Source organism: Abyssibacter sp. (assembly GCF_964229365.1).
In the GTDB taxonomy this organism is placed as follows: Bacteria; Pseudomonadota; Gammaproteobacteria; order Nevskiales; family OUC007; genus Abyssibacter.
Map to the genome: position 1 here is coordinate 168,981 of NZ_CAXRDQ010000031.1, position 15,605 is coordinate 184,585.

Sequence of the window (15,605 nt, forward strand, 5' to 3'; positions counted from 1 at the left end):
CACCTGGCATTGCAGCGCGATCGATCCGTTTACGAAATTCTGCTTGGAGAGGAAGACGCCCGCGTGTGCAAGGACGTTCCTGAATCGGCCTGTCGGCATTTGCCACGAAATTTCCTGATCCACGTATTCGCCCTCGCGGCGACCAAAACGGGGGATCATCTCGGCAGCGCCAAGCTCGTGCTGGTATGGGTACTCGCGGCTGTCGGTGCGCCGGCATTCATGGCCGGGCTAACCGTTCCCATCCGCGAATCACTGGCGCTGATTCCACAGCTGTTCGTGGCCGCGTGGATTCGCAGTCACGCCATACGCAAATGGTTCTGGGTGCTCGGCAGCGCCTTGCAGGGCAGCTGCATGGTCGCCATGGGTCTGGTCGCATTGCATGGCGAAGGCGCGAATGCGGGCTGGATGCTGCTCGGCCTGCTGGTCTTGTTCAGCCTGGCGCGGGGTATTTGTTCCGTCGCCATCAAGGATGTGCAGGGCAAGACGGTGTCGCGGCGCACACGAGGCAAGGCATCCGGTTATGCCTCGTCAATCGGTGGCGGCGCAGCCCTGGCCATTGGCGCCACCGGCCTGCTGTCCGGCGGCGAGAGCATTGGCTATCTGGCTTCGCTGCTATTCGGTGCCGGCCTGTTGTGGCTGGGCGCCGCGGCGGCGTACGGCTTCGTCCGAGAGGCCCCCGGCCAGAACAGTGGTGGCGGCAACGCGGCCGTGGAGGCGGTCCGCCAGCTTGCGCTGATGCGGACCGACGCGCAGTTCCGTCTGTTTGTGATGACCCGGGCAATCTTCCTGTCCACCGCGTTCGCCGCGCCGTTCATGGTGCTGTCCGCCCGTCAGGTCGGCGGCAGCGAATTCAGCGCCCTCGGCGGGCTGTTGGTCGCGGTCGGCGCGGCCAACCTGCTGGGTGGCACGGTCTGGGGGCGCCAATCCGACGTCTCCAGCCGACGCGTGCTGATTCGGGCCGGATGGATCGCTGCAGCGGCCTGTGGCGGGTTGTTTGCGGTCGTCCAGCTACACTGGACATCTTCGCTGATCTACGCCGGGCTGTACTTTGTGCTTTCGCTGGCGCATAGCGGCGTGCGCCTGGGCCGAAGCACATACCTGATCGATATGGCGACGCAGGAAACACGGGCGGCGTATACCGCCGTCAGCAACACGCTCATCGGCGTACTGTTGCTGGCCGGTGGCTCGCTAAGCCTGCTGGAGCCCTGGCTTGGACCCGATGGCATGGTGCTGCTGTTCGGTTGTGGCGCCGTATTAGCCGCCCTGGCGGCGCAGCGACTGCCCGAGATCGAGGACTAAACCGCTCACGCCGCGGCCTGCGCCGAGCCCCAATAGTTGTAGGTGAGCACGCGAGGACCCGGCAGATACATCTGCTCCAGACTCTCCACGCGAAATCCTGCGTCATCGAGCAGGTCCGGAATATTGCGATCCAGGCGACAGCCTCCTGCAATCGGTGACCAAAGCTTGTTCAGCCGTGCCTGCCACGTGGCGACACCGGGATCTGGCGCCCGGCCGTGTTCGCAGAACAGCAAACGACCGTCGGGCTTGAGCACGCGACGCATCTCGCTCAAGGCACCCGCAGCGTCCGGAATCGTGCAAAGTGTGTAGGTACAGACGACGGTATCGAAACTGGCGCCGGGCATGGGAATCGACTCGGCGGACAATGGGATCAACTCCGCACTAAGCCCTGTCGCCCGCAAACGCTTTTGCGCTAGCCGATGCATGGACACCCCGGGATCCAGCCCCTGGAGGCTATCGATCTGCCCCGGCACGTAGTGCGGGAGATTCAGGCCGGTCCCGATGCCGATTTCCAGCACTCGCCCGCGGGCCAGCGGCACGATTTTTTGGCGCTGGAGCCGGACCGGACGAATCCCGCAGGCGAAATCCAGCAGGTACGGCAAGATCCAGCGTTCGTACATCGCAAGCTCCGATGATGACGGGCCGCCAGCTTACGCCGCTCAGGCCGAGCCGGACCACTGGACCGAGGCCGCCAACGACTGCGCCAACTGTTCGATGGCATCCGTGGTGCCGCGGCCGAGCACCGCGATCGTGGAGTGATCGCCGGACAGGATCTCGCCATGCCAACCGCCCAGATCGACCAGGGCCTGCTGAGCCGCCACGCCGGGCAGCACGTACACAACGAAGCGTTCACCAGCATGTTCGATAACAGCATGCAGCGCCGCCTTGCCATCCAGCACGCAGTAGCCGGCCCGGGTGATGCCATCCGGGATCGCCCGAATCCGCCCCCCCAGTCGCTGGATCACCCGCTCGAAATCCTGTGATGCGTCGGGATCGGCCGAGAGTTCATGCGCTGCGTCGTACTCACTGTGAGCGACCATCGACGCGGCCCAGTCAATGCCGCCTGGCCCCTGCGCGCTCGGGAAACCGATCACAAGCGCAGCGACGAGCACCGATGCGGCCAGCGCCAGGCCACCCATCACCGGCACCCACGCACGCGAGCGCTGGGGACCGCTCAGCTTGAGCCGGTCACCGAGGCCGGGAGGCGTGCCAATCGACCATGCATCGGCCACTCGCATATCCAGCGTGCGCACCTGAGCCGCAAACCGGCCGCAGCGTTCACACTGCGACACGTGGTTCGCCACGTCTCCGGGCAGCCGGGCCGGATCGGTGAGCAATGCGCGGCGCGCTTCAAAACAATTCATGCCTGCACCTCCCGTTTGGTGGCATCGACATCCTGCTGCAACAGTCGCTGCCGGGCGCGGTAAACACGGTTGCCCACCGCGGCTGGCGTGGTATCCATGATCTCGGCGATTTCCTTCAGGCTGTAGCCGTAACCGGCCTGAAGCAGCAGGGCTTCGCGGTCCACGACGGGCAGGCTGGCCAGCCGGGTCCGAATCTCATCTGCAGTGGCGACATCATCCGTCGCGACTGCTGGCAGGTACTCCATTTCGTCCACATCGACCGTCGTGGGTTGGTAACGCTCGAACCGCCGGAGGTTCTCGCGACGCACCGTGGTGATGAGCCAGGAGCGCGCCGCTTTCACATCCTGCAACTTGTCGAAAGACTTCCAGGCTCGCAGCAGGGTTTCCTGCACCAGGTCCTCGGCAACGTGCGGATCGCGACAAAGCCAGTACGCGTAGCGGTAGAGATCCTGTGCGTAAGCGTCGACCAGCACGGAAAACTCGCGGCGGGAGCGACTCATCCCGTTTTCCCGCCAACGGATTCCGAACAACACGGCCATCGATTGATCATTGCGCCCTTCCCGCCTGCCTGCGTCGATGTCTTTATAGACCGCCGTCCAGATGTGATTTTCCCATGACGGCGCTCATTGGGTAATCATAATTACTGGTAATTTGAGATTCATCGTTGCATGCATGACAAAACTTACCCAGAATCTCAAAAAATATTGCATTGGTCGGCAACAACCTTTGAGGAGAAAACAGTAATGATTATTACCCATGAGCATAAAGAATTGCATCGGACGGTTAGCAAGTTCGTGCAGGACGAAATCAACCCGCATGTGGACGAGTGGGAAGCAGCCGGCATCTGGCCCGCACATGAGGTGCTCAAGCGTATGGGCGACCTCGGGCTGCTCGGAATCAACAAGCCGGCCGAATACGGGGGCATGGGCCTGGACTACTCCTACGAGCTCATATTCGCGATGGCCCTGGGACAATGTCACTGCGGCTCGCTGCCCATGGCCATCGGCGTGCAGACCGACATGGCCACACCCGCGCTGGCCCGATTCGGCTCGGACGAGCTACGCCAGCAATATCTGGCGCCCGCCATTGCCGGCGATCAGGTCGTCTCGATCGCGGTGTCCGAAGCCGGGGCCGGCTCAGACGTCGCCAGCATCAAGACCACGGCGACCAAAGACGGCGGTGACTATGTGATCAATGGCTCGAAAATGTGGATCACCAACGGCACGCAGTCCGACTGGGCCTGCATGCTGGTCAATACCGGTGAAGGCAAGCCGCACAAGAACAAGTCGCTGGTCGTGGTCCCACTGGACGCCAAGGGCGTGGACCGCCAGACCAAGCTGGACAAGTTGGGCATGCGGGCCTCGGACACGGCGATGATCTTTCTGGACAACGTCCGCGTGCCTCAGCGCAACCTGATTGGCCAGGAAGGCATGGGATTCATGTATCAGATGCTGCAATTCCAGGAGGAGCGCCTGTTCGGCGCCGCGACCGCTATCGAGGGGCTGGAAAGCAATCTCGACGAGACCATCGACTACGCGCGGTCGCGTAAGGCCTTCGGGCAATCGGTGCTGGACAACCAGTACGTGCATTTCCGGCTCGCCGAATTGAAGACGGAAGTCGAAAGCCTGAAAGCGCTCACCATGCAGGCCGCCGAGCAGTACATCAACGGCCGCGACGCCAGCATGCTGGCATCCATGTGCAAACTCAAAGCCGGCAGGGTTTCACGTGAGGTGACCGATACCTGCCTGCAGTTCTGGGGCGGTCAGGGTTTCATGTGGGACAACCGCGTGGCCCGCGCCTACCGGGACTCACGCCTCATCTCCATCGGCGGTGGTGCCGACGAGGTGATGCTCAGCATTATCTGCAAGCTGATGGGCACGATGCCCAGCCGCGGCAGCAAGAGCGCCGAGGCTCAGGGCAAGGCCGCCTGACGTTCAGCACCCGCCAACCGGCAAAGGGCCGCCTACAGGCCGGGTAGCAACCAGCCCGTCCGGCGTTTGTAGGCCGCCCATGTCGGGTGCCGCGACATCGACGCCTCCTTGAGCACCATGTTCACGGCGAAGATGCCGATCCAGATCCACGCCAGGATCAGCACTGGCGCCCAGTGCCAGACCATGAGCGCGTAGCTGCCATAGATCATCATCTCGCCGAGATAGTTCGGGTGGCGGACATAGCGAAACATGCCGGTCGTGATCAGGCCGCGCTGGACCTTCAGCGTGTAGTACTTCTGCGCATCGGCCGACAACATGATCGCGATGCCTAGCGTGTGCAAAGAAATGCATAACGCGAACCAGGCCTGTTCCGGTAACGGATAGTCCGGCGTGCTCACCCCCGAGATGAGCAGCCAGGCGATCAACCAATACAGGCCGAGACCACCGACGATGGACATCAGCGCACCGCCGAAGGTCACACGCGATTGCCAATTGGGATCTGGAAAGGTCACATCCTTCAGCAGCCAGCACAATCCGTAGCTGCCATGCAGCGCGAGGTAGACCCAGGCCGCGGGAGCGGTGTTGCCGTACCACCACATCAAGAACCCCACGAACAGGAAGGTTCCACCTTTCTGCGCATTGATCACCCACGCGAACTTCAACGGCCGGGGGCCGCCCAGAAAATCCTTGGTCAGATGATCGGTGAATGCCCGCATGCGCCGTGCCGCAAGCGGACCGGCCGGAGCGGCCTTCGTGTCGGACACCTCAGCTCGCACCGAATCGGTCATCTGCTTCGTCCTCGTCCGGTGTTGGCACTTTGTTCACTTCGAGCGTCGATGGCTGCGACGGCGGGGCTGAATTCAGACTGAACAGGTCCGCACAGGCGGTGTAACCGGCGAGCATCAGCACCGGCATCAACACGATCAAGCCCAAGCCAAACGGAATCACCGCGATCAGGCCGAGCAGTAGTGCCAGCAGCCCGTAGACCAGCAGCGCACGCCAGTTCCGCCACGCCGCATCAAAGGAGCGTTCCACGGCTTCCCAGGGCTTGCATCCCGCCACGGCAACCAGTGGCGTGGCAATCCAGAAGGCCATGATCATCGCGGCCAGCGGCACGGTCATGACGAGCGCCAGCAGCAGCCAGGTCACCACTGAAATGCCCCCCAGCGCCTCGGGATTTTCGAAGACGCTCAATCCGATCGTCAGCATCGCACCGATGGCGCCAACCAATCCCACGACCAGGGTCGCGAGGATTTGTATCAGGCCAAGCAACAGCAGATCGACGAATCGCTGGGAGAACCCGGCGAGCAAATGGCCGATCTCTGCCCGGCCGCCACGCGCTTGCTGATGCGCGCCAATCATCATGCCGCCGATGAACACCGGCGACACTACGTTCATCGCCAGACTGCCCAGCGGCACGAAGGCCGCCAGCACCGTGACCGCGAATAGAATGATGACCAATACCAGCCAGGTACCGACCTGGCCGGCAAACAGCCCCCATGCCGAGCCGATCCACTGCTTGCCGGCGGCTGCCGGCCGAACTGCGACCGCGAGTTCTTGATCCATCAATATCGCCTGTTCATCAAATGACACCTGCGCGCATCATACCGGGCGGGCTGCGACTCGGCGTCACCTGGCCTCGTGGATGGATTAGGCTAGGCGGATCGATTCCTGCATCTGCTTGCACCCATGAAACTGCATTGGCAAATCCTGATTGCGCTCGTCGCCGCGGCCATCGTCGGCTCCATCGTGCCGGACGCTGGCTGGTGGATTGATGCCTTCGATCTGATCGGCAGCTTCTTTCTCAATGCGCTGAAGATGCTGATCGTGCCGCTGATCGTGTCATCGATCATCGTGGGCGTCATGGGCTTGCCGGGTGGCCGCGACCTGGGCCGCCTCGGCGGCAAGACCCTCGCCTACTATCTGACCACCAGCCTCGTGGCCATCCTGATTGGCCTGTTCATGGTGAACCTGCTCTCACCGGGCTTGGTCGATGGCGAGCCCGCCGGCGACCGGATGGGGCTGGATGCCGGTACCGGACAGGTACTCGAGAAGATCGAGGGCAAAGGCGCTGGCGACGTCATCGGCATCGTGTTGCGGCTGGTGCCGCCCAACATTATCGAGGCCGCTGCCGCGGGGCAGATGCTGGGCCTGATCGTGTTCTCGATTCTGTTCGGCTTTCTGGCCACCCGCGTGCCCGGGCGTCCGGGGGAGGTGCTCAAGGATTTCTGGGACGGCGTCTACCAGGTCATGCTGCAGATGACGAATCTGGTGATGCGAATCGCGCCGATCGGCGTATTCGGCCTGGTTGCCGAGGTCGTTGCGCAGACCGGTTTCGACGCCGTTGGCCCGCTACTGGCCTTCTTCGTCACGGTCATCATCGCCCTGGCCGCGCATTTGCTGATCACCATGCCGTTGATGCTGAGCCTCGTCGCACGCGTGAATCCGCTCAAGCACTATGCGGCGATGTCGCCGGCATTGCTCACCGCCTTCTCGACCAGCTCGTCATCCGCAACGCTGCCGGTCACGCTCGACTGCGTCGAGAACCGAGCCGGCGTATCAAATCGCACCAGCAGCTTTGTGCTGCCGCTGGGCGCCACGGTCAACATGGACGGCACCGCCCTTTATGAATGCGTGGCGGCCATGTTCATCGCGCAGGCCTATGGACTCGATCTGACATTGGGCACCCAATTCGTCATCGTGCTGACCGCGCTGCTCACCTCGATTGGGGTGGCGGGCATACCGTCGGCGAGCCTGGTCGCCATCGGCGTGATCCTGACCGCCATCGGCCTGCCGCTGGAAGGCGTTGGACTGATTCTGGCCGTGGACCGCGTGCTCGACATGTGCCGGACGGCCGTCAACGTGTTCTCGGATTCCACCGGCGCGGTAGTGGTCGCGCGCAGCGAAGGTGAACCGACGCGCCTGGTCGCCTCGGGCCGCTGAAGCCGGATGGTCGACGCCTACACCTAAAGAAAACGGGCCCCGCAGGGCCCGTTTCTCATCGAGTGCTTGCTTCCGGCTATCAGGCGACCTTCGCCGTCGGATGCACCGTGTCGGCGGCATCCGCGTCCGGATTGAAGGCGGTACCGGCCAGATACTCCTTGGTGAAGGCGTCGGTCATGACGGACTCGTAGCGGAGCGCGTCGTACTCGCCCACCTGTGCGGCTTCGTCCTGGGTCAACACGCCCTGCTGAACCGCTTCTTCCAACCGGGCTTCGAGCGTCATACCGGCCAGCTCTCCCTTGGACAGGGCCTTGTAGTACTTGTTGTACAGCGGTTCGACCTCGATCAACTTGCCGAACGTGACTTCTAGCAGCCCGACGGGATCCGCCGCGTCCTGCGGCAGATAGCACAGCTCGGACAGGCGATCACGTAGCTCTGTAGGCTCCATCATCATGTCGGCGAGCTTGCCATTGAGGTCATCAGAGACCGGGCGGTAGGAGCGACCGAACGGGAACACCATGCGGCGCATCGCCGAACCCACGAAACCCATCGGAAAGTTCGAGAAGAACTCATCGAAGGCTTCGTAAATCGTGTTCAGCGAGTCTTCCAGGCACCACTGCACATGCGGCAGGTCTTCTTCTGGCCGACCCTCGTCCTCGTAGTACTTGAGCACGGCCGAGGCCATGTACAGATGACTCAGCACATCGCCCAGGCGGGCCGAGAGCCGTTCCTTGCGTTTCAGTTCGCCACCGAGAACACCCATGGTCACGTCGGACACGAAGGCAAGGGACGTCGACATGCGCTCAAGCTGCTTGTAGTACTTGGCTGTCGGTCCGTCCACCGGCGCCTTGGCCAGCGCACCACCGGTCAGGCCCAGCGTCAGCGCGCGCACGCCGCGGTTCATGGAAAAGCCGATGTGGCTCCAAAGCAGCTTGTCGAAGGCCGGCAGATCGTCCTCACGCGCCGCTTCCATTTCCGGGAAGACGTACGGATGACAGCGGATTGCACCCTGGCCAAAGATCATCAAGCTGCGGGTGAGAATGTTCGCGCCTTCCACGGTGATCGCCACCGGAATCGCCTGATAGGCAGACACGAGGTAATTACGTGGGCCGACCATGATGCCGCGGCCACCATGCACGTCCATGGCGTCGGTCAGCACCTGCCGCATCATTTCCGTCATGTGGTACTTGGCAATGGCCGTGACTACAGACGGCGCACAATTGTCGACCGCGCTGGCCGTCAATGTGCGTGTAGCTTCTAGTCGGTAGTTCAGCCCGGCGATGCGGCCCGTGGCCTCCTGCACGCCTTCGAACTTGCCGACCGAGAGCTTGAACTGCCGGCGAATACGCGAATACGCACCGGTCATTCGATAGGCCATCTTGCCGCCGGCAGCCGACAGCGCGGGTAGCGAGATGCCGCGGCCCGCAGACAGACACTCGACCAGCATGCGCCAGCCGCCGCCGGCCTTTTCCACGCCGCCGATAATCCACTCGATCGGCACGAACACGTCTTCACCGGTGATCGGTCCGTTCATGAACGCACCGGACGGGTAATGACGCCGACCAATTTCCACACCCGGCGTGTTAGCCGGGATCAGGGCGCAGGTGATTCCATAGTCAGCCGTCTCGGCGTCGCCCAGCAGACCGTCCGGGTCCTGTAGCTTGAACGCCAGACCGATCACCGAAGCGACCGGCGCCAGCGTGATATAGCGCTTGTTGAAGGTCAGGCGCATGCCCAGCACTTCCTTGCCTTCCCATTCGCCTTTGCAGACCACGCCGACATCAGGGATGGCGGTGGCGTCCGAGCCGACTTCCACGCCGGTCAGGCCGAAGCAGGGAATGTCGGTGCCATTGGCCAACTTGGGCAGCCAGTGTTCCTTTTGCTCTTCGGTGCCGTAGTGCATCAGCAACTCACCAGGGCCCAACGAGTTCGGCACCATCACCGTCACCGCAGCCGTAATCGACTTGGTGGCGATCTTGGTCACCACGCAGGACTGGGCGTAGGCCGAGAAGCCCAGGCCGCCCCATTCCTTGGTGATCAGCATGGCGAAGAACTTCTTCTCACGCATGAACGCCCACACCTCGGGTGCGAGATCACGGTCCTCGTAGACGGTCTTGTAGTCGTCGATCATCTGACACAGCTCAACTGTCTCGTTGTCGAGGAAGGACTGCTCCTCGGCGGTGAGCTGCGTACGCTTGAAGTTCTTGAGCACCGACCAATCCGGCCGCCCGCGGAACATTTCGCCTTCCCACCACACGTCGCCCGCTTCCAGAGCTTCACGTTCGGTGGAGGTCATCGGCGGCAGCACCGCCTTGAAGCCCGCAAAGACCGGCTTGGTGATCAGCCGGCGGATCGGCCGCAGGTTCAGGACGATCGCCAGCACCGCGTAGATGCCGCCGGTGATGGCGAACGCGGTCGGCCCCATGATGCCAACGCCGTAAAGACCGACGATGTACACGCCAATTGCAGCGGACGACACCAGTAGCGGCGCCCCCATGTAGGCAAGCACCCAAAAGCCAGCAACGGCGATGAAAATTGCGAGTAGTGTCAACATGACAAACCCTCCGATATACAAAGGTAAGAGACTGGGGAGTCGATTAGGCGGCTTGTTCGTTCGCCGCCGGAGGCTGCTCGCCGGAACGCGGAATGAGCGTCTCGATTAACAGCCTCAGGTATTCGTTAAACATGGCCCCTGGCGGTAGCGCGGACGGGTTATCCCGCCGCAGCTGCAACGTGCCCAGGAAGGTGCTGTAGGCAAAGGTCGCCCACTTGCGGGCATCGCGCGTCGGCAAACCCAGCGCCCGATAACATTCGGATAGAAAATCCAAGCGACGCTGCGAGACCTTGTGGACGAAGTCCGCCACCCGGGGGTCGCGGCTGGCTGCCGCCAGCGCCAGATACAGATGACCCTCACGCTCGCTGCCATTGGCTGCCTTGAACACGGTCTGGATGCGTTTTCGAGGCTGCTTCACGCCCTTGGCGCGGGCGATGATCTGCTCCGTCTCCCGCGAGGCCCAGCGCTCAAGCGACGCCCGGATCAGCGCATCACGATTGGCGAAATGCCAGTAGAAACTGCCCTTGGTCACACCCAGCTTTCGCGCCAGCGGCTCGACCGCGACACCGTCCAACCCACCGTCGACCATGGCGTCCAAAGCGGCGTCCGCCCAGTCGTCGGCACTCAATGTTGGCTTTTGCTGGGCCATCGATGTCGCGACTTCCATACGGGTAAGTACGGAAAAACTAACACATACGTCAGCGTATGGGAATGATGTTCACGCCGCCGAATCCCTGTCACCACGGTCAGGCATACGGCCGCATTGGCCCAGCAGGCGCTGCCAGGCCTGTGCATGTTCGGTCGATGCCGAGACCAGGTCAGCGTCTAGCGCCCGTATGGCATCCAGATAGCCACGGAGCTCTGCGGGCAGCGCGCTGCGCTGAACATGCTGGGCGTCGCTCAACGCTGTCACCAGACGCGATAGCTCCCGCCGGACGATGGTCAGATCCGGCTGCAAAGCGTCTGCGTAGAACTTGTGAAAAACCGTCTCGGCAACCTGCGCGGTCGGCGTGGGCTGCGGCTGCAGACAGACAGGGCGAGCATCCAGACGTTGGTGAATCATCGCCGCCACCGCTCGCAGCTCGGTCGTGAGCAAGGCGGCGAGCCGAAGTAGCCCGCCCGCCCCGCGAGATTCACGCAGCCGCTGAAGGGTCGCGCTCAGAGCCCGCTCCGGAACCACCTCGCCCATCAGCCCCCGGTCAACCCATCCGACCAGCGCATCCAGGGCCGTGACGCCGGCCAAGCCGCGTTGCAATTCCTCCATTGCCACCGGTTCTGCTGCCCGCGACAGAAAGGCCTCGACTTCCTCCGAATTGAAGACCAGGTGATAGGCCGCCACGGCAAGACTATCGGCCTTGACCGCCATAACCTGATCCAGCAAGGCGCGCCCGGCATCCGAGTCTGTCTCGCAGGCCGGCAAACTGGCGGCAACCCGCGTCTCGTAGGAGAACCGTGTCGACGGTGCCATCACCTGGCCGAGAATGCTGTTGCGTTCACCCAGCAGGCGCCCGAGACAGGCACGAAGCGACAAGGCCTCGCCGGGCGATAGCCGCAGATCCGGATAATCGATCAGTCGGACTCGCCGCCTTGGGTAGGCGGGAACGTCCGTAGCCTCTGGGATGACGCGAACATCGAGCACATTGCCCACGCGCCAGCGATAGTCGGCAAGTTCATCCGCCACCCCCGATGACTCACAGGCGGCGAGCCCCGCGATGAGCGCGATCACCACCGGGCGCAGCAATGGCTGCGTTATGCTCCAGCCATGCGACTGACGGCATGGATCAATACGGGCCTCTTGCTGGGATGGATGTGCGCGAGCGCGCATGCTGAGATCTACCAGTGGACCGATGCCGATGGTCAGACTAGGTATTCGGATCAACCACCCCTGAACCGGGATTATGTGGTCAAGGATGTGAACCCGGCGCCCGCGACGACGCTGCCACCGGCGCCGGCCGACGAACCAGCCAGCGAGGATGCGATCGATCATCCCGCCCCGGAACAACCCACCACCGACCCTGCCGTTCTCAAGCAGCAATGCAGTCGGGCCCGGGAGCGGCTGGCGTTCTACGAACGCACCCCGGCGGTGCGGGTGCTCTACAAAAACAAAAGCGGCGAGACCGTGCGCATGACACCGGAGGAACGCACCTCCCGCATGTCACGCTATCGGACACTCGCCGCCAAGTCGTGCAAATCATCACCGGCGACGACGCGCTAAACCGCGGCATCACCGGCGAAGTCGATCAGGACTCTTTCGGTTCCCCAATGCTCAGCAGTTCGACTTCGAAGACCAGGGTCTCGTTGGGTCCGATGCGAGCGCCGGCACCACGCTGACCATAGGCCAGTTCCGGCGGAATCACGAAGCGGTATTTACTGCCGACCGGCATTAACTGCAGCCCCTCGGTCCAGCCGGGAATCACGCCGCTGAGCGGGAAGGTGGCAGGGTTACCGCGGTCATAGGAACTGTCGAACACGGTACCGTCGATCAAGGTGCCCTTGTAGTGAACGGTGACCTTGTCTTCAGCTGTAGGCTTGTCGCCGTCGCTGTCTTCCAGCACTTCGTACTGCAGTCCGCTATCGGTCACCATCACGTTGTCGTTCTCCGCGTTTTCCGTGCGAAAGGCTTCGCCCTTGGCGGTGGCCTCTTTGGCCGCCACCTGGGCTTCTTCCTGCTGCGCCTGCTGCAGGCTCTGGCTAACAGTGGTCTTGATCGCCGTCATGTCTTCGTCGGTCATCGCCAGGTCGTGGCTACCGTGCGCCGCAGCGAATCCTGCCGAGAACGCAGCGGCATCAACCTTGTCGGACACCTGTTCCAGCGAACGCGCCACATCCACACCCACGGCATACGAGAACTTCTCAGCCTCGGACGACGGCTCGTAGGTCGACGGATCCGGCGGCTCGCCACCCGGGTCGGCCGGCTGCGGCTGGCAGGCCGCCAGTGCAATCGCGGACAACGCGATCAGTCGTTTCGTATAGGGCATATTCACTCCATGTGGTCAGCGACATGCATCAGTCGCTGGATGTAAAAGACCGTCGGCGACGGCCCGTTAGATGCTGCACAGTTTGCGCGATTTCAGGACCAAGCAAACCCAGCGCCTGCACCGAAAGCGGCTCGATGGCTTGTTCGACAGACAGCCATTCCACGCTGCCTTCACCCTGCTTCATCTGAAGAACCTTCATTGAAATCAGTGTGTTGACGTGCCCGCGAAACAGCACGGGATCGAAGAATTCAGGCGCGTTGCGCCCCGTTAGCACGGCCATGCGCTCCGCCATCAGCACGCACTCCGCTTCGAAGGCCGCGCGCTCCAGCGTCACCACGTCGCGGCGCTCCGCCAGCAGCACCAAGGTCATGGCATAGCGTTCCAGCGTCTCACGCATCACACGCATGAGCCCGTTGAGGTGCCCGTAGCCATCCTGAGAGGGATCCGGCCGACGGAGACTATCTTCCTCCGCGATCAACATGCCGCCTTCGACCATCGCATCGATCTGCCGTTCAATGGCGTGTGTCAGGTTTTGCTCCTGGTCCCACAAAAACCATTCGTCTCGCAGAATCGGATAAAGCGCGCGTGAGCCGGCGATCACCTCTGCCCGCTTGCGCAGAGCCCGCGCCGAAAAGAAGTTGGCGATTAGCGAAGGCAACGCGAACAAGTGCTGAATGCTGTTGCGGTAGTACGTCAACAACACCGCCTCTTTATCCTGCGCGAGGATAAGATCCCCCCAGGGGTGCTCGACGCGCTGCAGCCCTGCAATGCGCTCCGCGCGCTCCAGCAGCAAACCGCCGTCGGTTTCCGGAATCTGCAGATTGGGGCCGTAAGGGGCACGCTGCAGGAGTGCGATGTAGGCACTCAACCGCTCGGAAAGCTCATCGGCAGGCATGGTCCGCTGCGGGCTCGCCAGCAAGCTGACTGCCGTCAGCGCCACCGGGCTGACGACGGCGGTGCCGTTGATCCGCCGCATGATCTCGTGGCCTAGCTGCGATACGTAGCCCGCCCACCAGTCAGGGCGTTCGTCCGCAGACCAATCAATCGCCTGCCAGTCTGGTCGCGCGGCCTTGACGTGCTCCAACACATCGAGCGGCTCACCAAACGCGATATACGGCCGACCGTACTTGCGTTTAAGACTGCGCCCGGCCTTGAGCAGCTTGGCGGCCGACTCACGTTTGGCCTTCTGCCCGCGCAGTTCACTGAAATAACTGTTGACCTCCATGATGCGGTCGTAACCCAGAAACACCGGCACCAGCTTCACCGGTTTGTCGGGGTTGCGCAGCGCGCTTTCGATGGTCATCGACAGCATCCCCATCATCGGCCGTCGTAGCCGGCCGGTTCGGCTGCGGCCGCCTTCGGGATAGAAGCTGATGGGTGTTCCGCGCGCGACGAGAGCATCAACATAAGCACGAAACACCGCGCCATAGAGCTTGTTGCCGCGGAATTTTCGCCGCAGGTAAAACGCGCCACACCGGCGTAACAAACCGCCAACCGGCCAGAAATTCATGTTGATGCCGGCGGCGATATGCGGCGGCGCCAAGCCCTGTTTGTAGAGCAGATAACTCACTAACAGGTAGTCAAAATGACTGCGGTGCGATGGCAAGTACACCACGCCGCCATCGTGGGCGGCCTCGCGGGCGGCTTCCACATTGAATACGCTCAGCCCGTCAAAAGTGCGCTTCCAGAGCCAGTCGAGCACGACTTCCATGAAGCGCACGGCGGCCAGCGTGTAATCCGCGGCGATTTCCTCGCCATAGCGCTGCACGGTGGCGAGCACCTCGTCGCGAGACCCGCCGCCTTCGCTGACCGCCTGATCAATCGCGGTTCGAACGGACGGATGATGCTTGAGGCTGCGGACCACAGCGTAGCGATTCGACCGGCTGGGACCCAGCACTGCGCTACGATTCCGCGAGAAATGCAGCCGCAGAATACGCGCGAGCTTCACCAAGCCGGTGGGCCGATCCGGTTGCTCGACCATGAACTCGCTGAACGAAACCGGCTTGCTGAAGCTGACCAGTGTGTTGCGCCCGTTGGCCAGCACGATGAAGAACTTGCGCAGCCAGCCCGCTTGATCGCTATCCGTGAACAGTATCTTGAGCAGCGAGGTCTCCCGACCCGGATCACGCCCCCAGTAAACGGACACCGGTATGAGCTGCACATCGTAGTCACCCGAGCCCAACGCCGCGTCGATTAACGACTCCAACTCGCTGGGCTGCGCACCGGATGTGCGCGTCAGTGCCGGCAGAAACAGTACTGCAGCGCGCTCCGGTGTCGGCAGACGTTGCCGCGTGAGGTACGGCAGCGGTAATCCACGGCTGCGGACCACCGACTCCACAACAACACGGTCGGCCCAGCTGCGCACAGGCAGCACGTAGCAGACGGGGCGCTCCATCGCATCGCCCAGGATCGACTCCGGCGGGTCCGGCACGACGCGCGCGCGCACCCACCACAACAACGGCTTGCGCCACAGCCAAGCGACTGCAAGCATCAACCAACGAAACGGATTCATGGTCTCTTCCGCGACTCCAAGGCG

At 62.7% G+C, this 15,605-nt stretch carries 14 protein-coding genes; 4 read left to right on the forward strand and 10 right to left on the reverse strand.

The window, feature by feature from the left end; genetic code table 11:
• Positions 1 to 9: 9 nt before the first annotated feature.
• Positions 10 to 1,299 (forward strand): MFS transporter, encoded by a 1,290-nt coding sequence (locus ACE1EY_RS05130; RefSeq protein WP_370299612.1) that lies wholly within the window; start codon positions 10 to 12, stop codon positions 1,297 to 1,299.
• A gap of 5 nt (positions 1,300 to 1,304) precedes the next feature.
• Here ACE1EY_RS05130 and ACE1EY_RS05135 read toward each other — a convergent pair whose 3' ends face one another.
• The 3 genes from ACE1EY_RS05135 to ACE1EY_RS05145 are packed head-to-tail and all read right to left on the reverse strand — an operon-like array spanning position 1,305 to position 3,163.
• Positions 1,305 to 1,919 carry a class I SAM-dependent methyltransferase gene (locus ACE1EY_RS05135; protein ID WP_291513839.1) on the reverse strand — a complete coding sequence of 205 codons (615 nt, stop codon included), beginning with the start codon at positions 1,917 to 1,919 and terminating at the stop codon, positions 1,305 to 1,307.
• A 39-nt stretch (positions 1,920 to 1,958) separates the two neighbouring features.
• Entirely contained in the window at positions 1,959 to 2,663 is a 705-nt protein-coding gene (locus ACE1EY_RS05140; protein ID WP_291513838.1) for a DUF3379 family protein, read from the reverse strand.
• Positions 2,660 to 3,163 (reverse strand): sigma-70 family RNA polymerase sigma factor, encoded by a 504-nt coding sequence (locus ACE1EY_RS05145; protein ID WP_291513837.1) that lies wholly within the window; start codon positions 3,161 to 3,163, stop codon positions 2,660 to 2,662. The genes ACE1EY_RS05140 and ACE1EY_RS05145 overlap by 4 nt, the downstream gene beginning before the upstream one ends.
• Before the next feature lie 243 nt (positions 3,164 to 3,406).
• On the opposite strand from ACE1EY_RS05145, the gene ACE1EY_RS05150 reads away from it, so the two are divergent.
• Positions 3,407 to 4,594, forward strand: a complete 1,188-nt coding sequence (locus tag ACE1EY_RS05150) for an acyl-CoA dehydrogenase family protein (RefSeq protein WP_291513836.1) — start codon at positions 3,407 to 3,409, stop codon at positions 4,592 to 4,594.
• Positions 4,595 to 4,626: 32 nt separating this feature from the next.
• On the opposite strand, the gene ACE1EY_RS05155 is transcribed toward ACE1EY_RS05150, so the two are convergent.
• On the reverse strand, positions 4,627 to 5,382 hold the full coding sequence (locus ACE1EY_RS05155) for a DUF1295 domain-containing protein (protein WP_291513835.1): 756 nt from the start codon (positions 5,380 to 5,382) through the stop codon (positions 4,627 to 4,629).
• Positions 5,360 to 6,160 (reverse strand): BPSS1780 family membrane protein, encoded by an 801-nt coding sequence (locus ACE1EY_RS05160; RefSeq protein ID WP_291513834.1) that lies wholly within the window; start codon positions 6,158 to 6,160, stop codon positions 5,360 to 5,362. Before ACE1EY_RS05160 ends, ACE1EY_RS05155 begins: the two co-directional genes overlap by 23 nt.
• Positions 6,161 to 6,283: 123 nt before the next feature.
• Here ACE1EY_RS05160 and ACE1EY_RS05165 point away from each other — a divergent pair, with 123 nt between their 5' ends.
• Positions 6,284 to 7,537: a dicarboxylate/amino acid:cation symporter gene (locus ACE1EY_RS05165; protein ID WP_291513833.1), complete on the forward strand. Its 1,254-nt coding sequence runs from the start codon at positions 6,284 to 6,286 to the stop codon at positions 7,535 to 7,537.
• 79 nt (positions 7,538 to 7,616) lie between these two features.
• Here the strand turns inward: ACE1EY_RS05165 and ACE1EY_RS05170 are convergent, their stop codons facing one another.
• From ACE1EY_RS05170 to ACE1EY_RS05180, 3 genes are read right to left on the reverse strand one after another with little or no spacing between them, the layout of a single operon-like run.
• Positions 7,617 to 10,091, reverse strand: coding sequence for an acyl-CoA dehydrogenase (locus ACE1EY_RS05170; RefSeq protein WP_291513832.1), 2,475 nt, complete (start codon positions 10,089 to 10,091; stop codon positions 7,617 to 7,619).
• Positions 10,092 to 10,134: 43 nt separating this feature from the next.
• Positions 10,135 to 10,758 (reverse strand): TetR/AcrR family transcriptional regulator, encoded by a 624-nt coding sequence (locus ACE1EY_RS05175; RefSeq protein ID WP_373928046.1) that lies wholly within the window; start codon positions 10,756 to 10,758, stop codon positions 10,135 to 10,137.
• Between the two features lie 51 nt (positions 10,759 to 10,809).
• Entirely contained in the window at positions 10,810 to 11,820 is a 1,011-nt protein-coding gene (locus tag ACE1EY_RS05180; RefSeq protein ID WP_373928047.1) for a DUF3080 family protein, read from the reverse strand.
• 33 nt (positions 11,821 to 11,853) lie between these two features.
• On the opposite strand from ACE1EY_RS05180, the gene ACE1EY_RS05185 reads away from it, so the two are divergent.
• Positions 11,854 to 12,306 carry a DUF4124 domain-containing protein gene (locus ACE1EY_RS05185; RefSeq protein WP_291513829.1) on the forward strand — a complete coding sequence of 151 codons (453 nt, stop codon included), beginning with the start codon at positions 11,854 to 11,856 and terminating at the stop codon, positions 12,304 to 12,306.
• Positions 12,307 to 12,331: 25 nt separating this feature from the next.
• Here the strand turns inward: ACE1EY_RS05185 and ACE1EY_RS05190 are convergent, their stop codons facing one another.
• Together ACE1EY_RS05190 and plsB are read right to left on the reverse strand one after the other, a co-directional pair.
• Positions 12,332 to 13,069 (reverse strand): FKBP-type peptidyl-prolyl cis-trans isomerase, encoded by a 738-nt coding sequence (locus ACE1EY_RS05190; RefSeq protein WP_291513828.1) that lies wholly within the window; start codon positions 13,067 to 13,069, stop codon positions 12,332 to 12,334.
• Positions 13,070 to 13,097: 28 nt separating this feature from the next.
• Positions 13,098 to 15,581, reverse strand: coding sequence for a glycerol-3-phosphate 1-O-acyltransferase PlsB (gene plsB / locus ACE1EY_RS05195; RefSeq protein WP_370299614.1), 2,484 nt, complete (start codon positions 15,579 to 15,581; stop codon positions 13,098 to 13,100).
• Positions 15,582 to 15,605 lie beyond the last annotated feature (24 nt).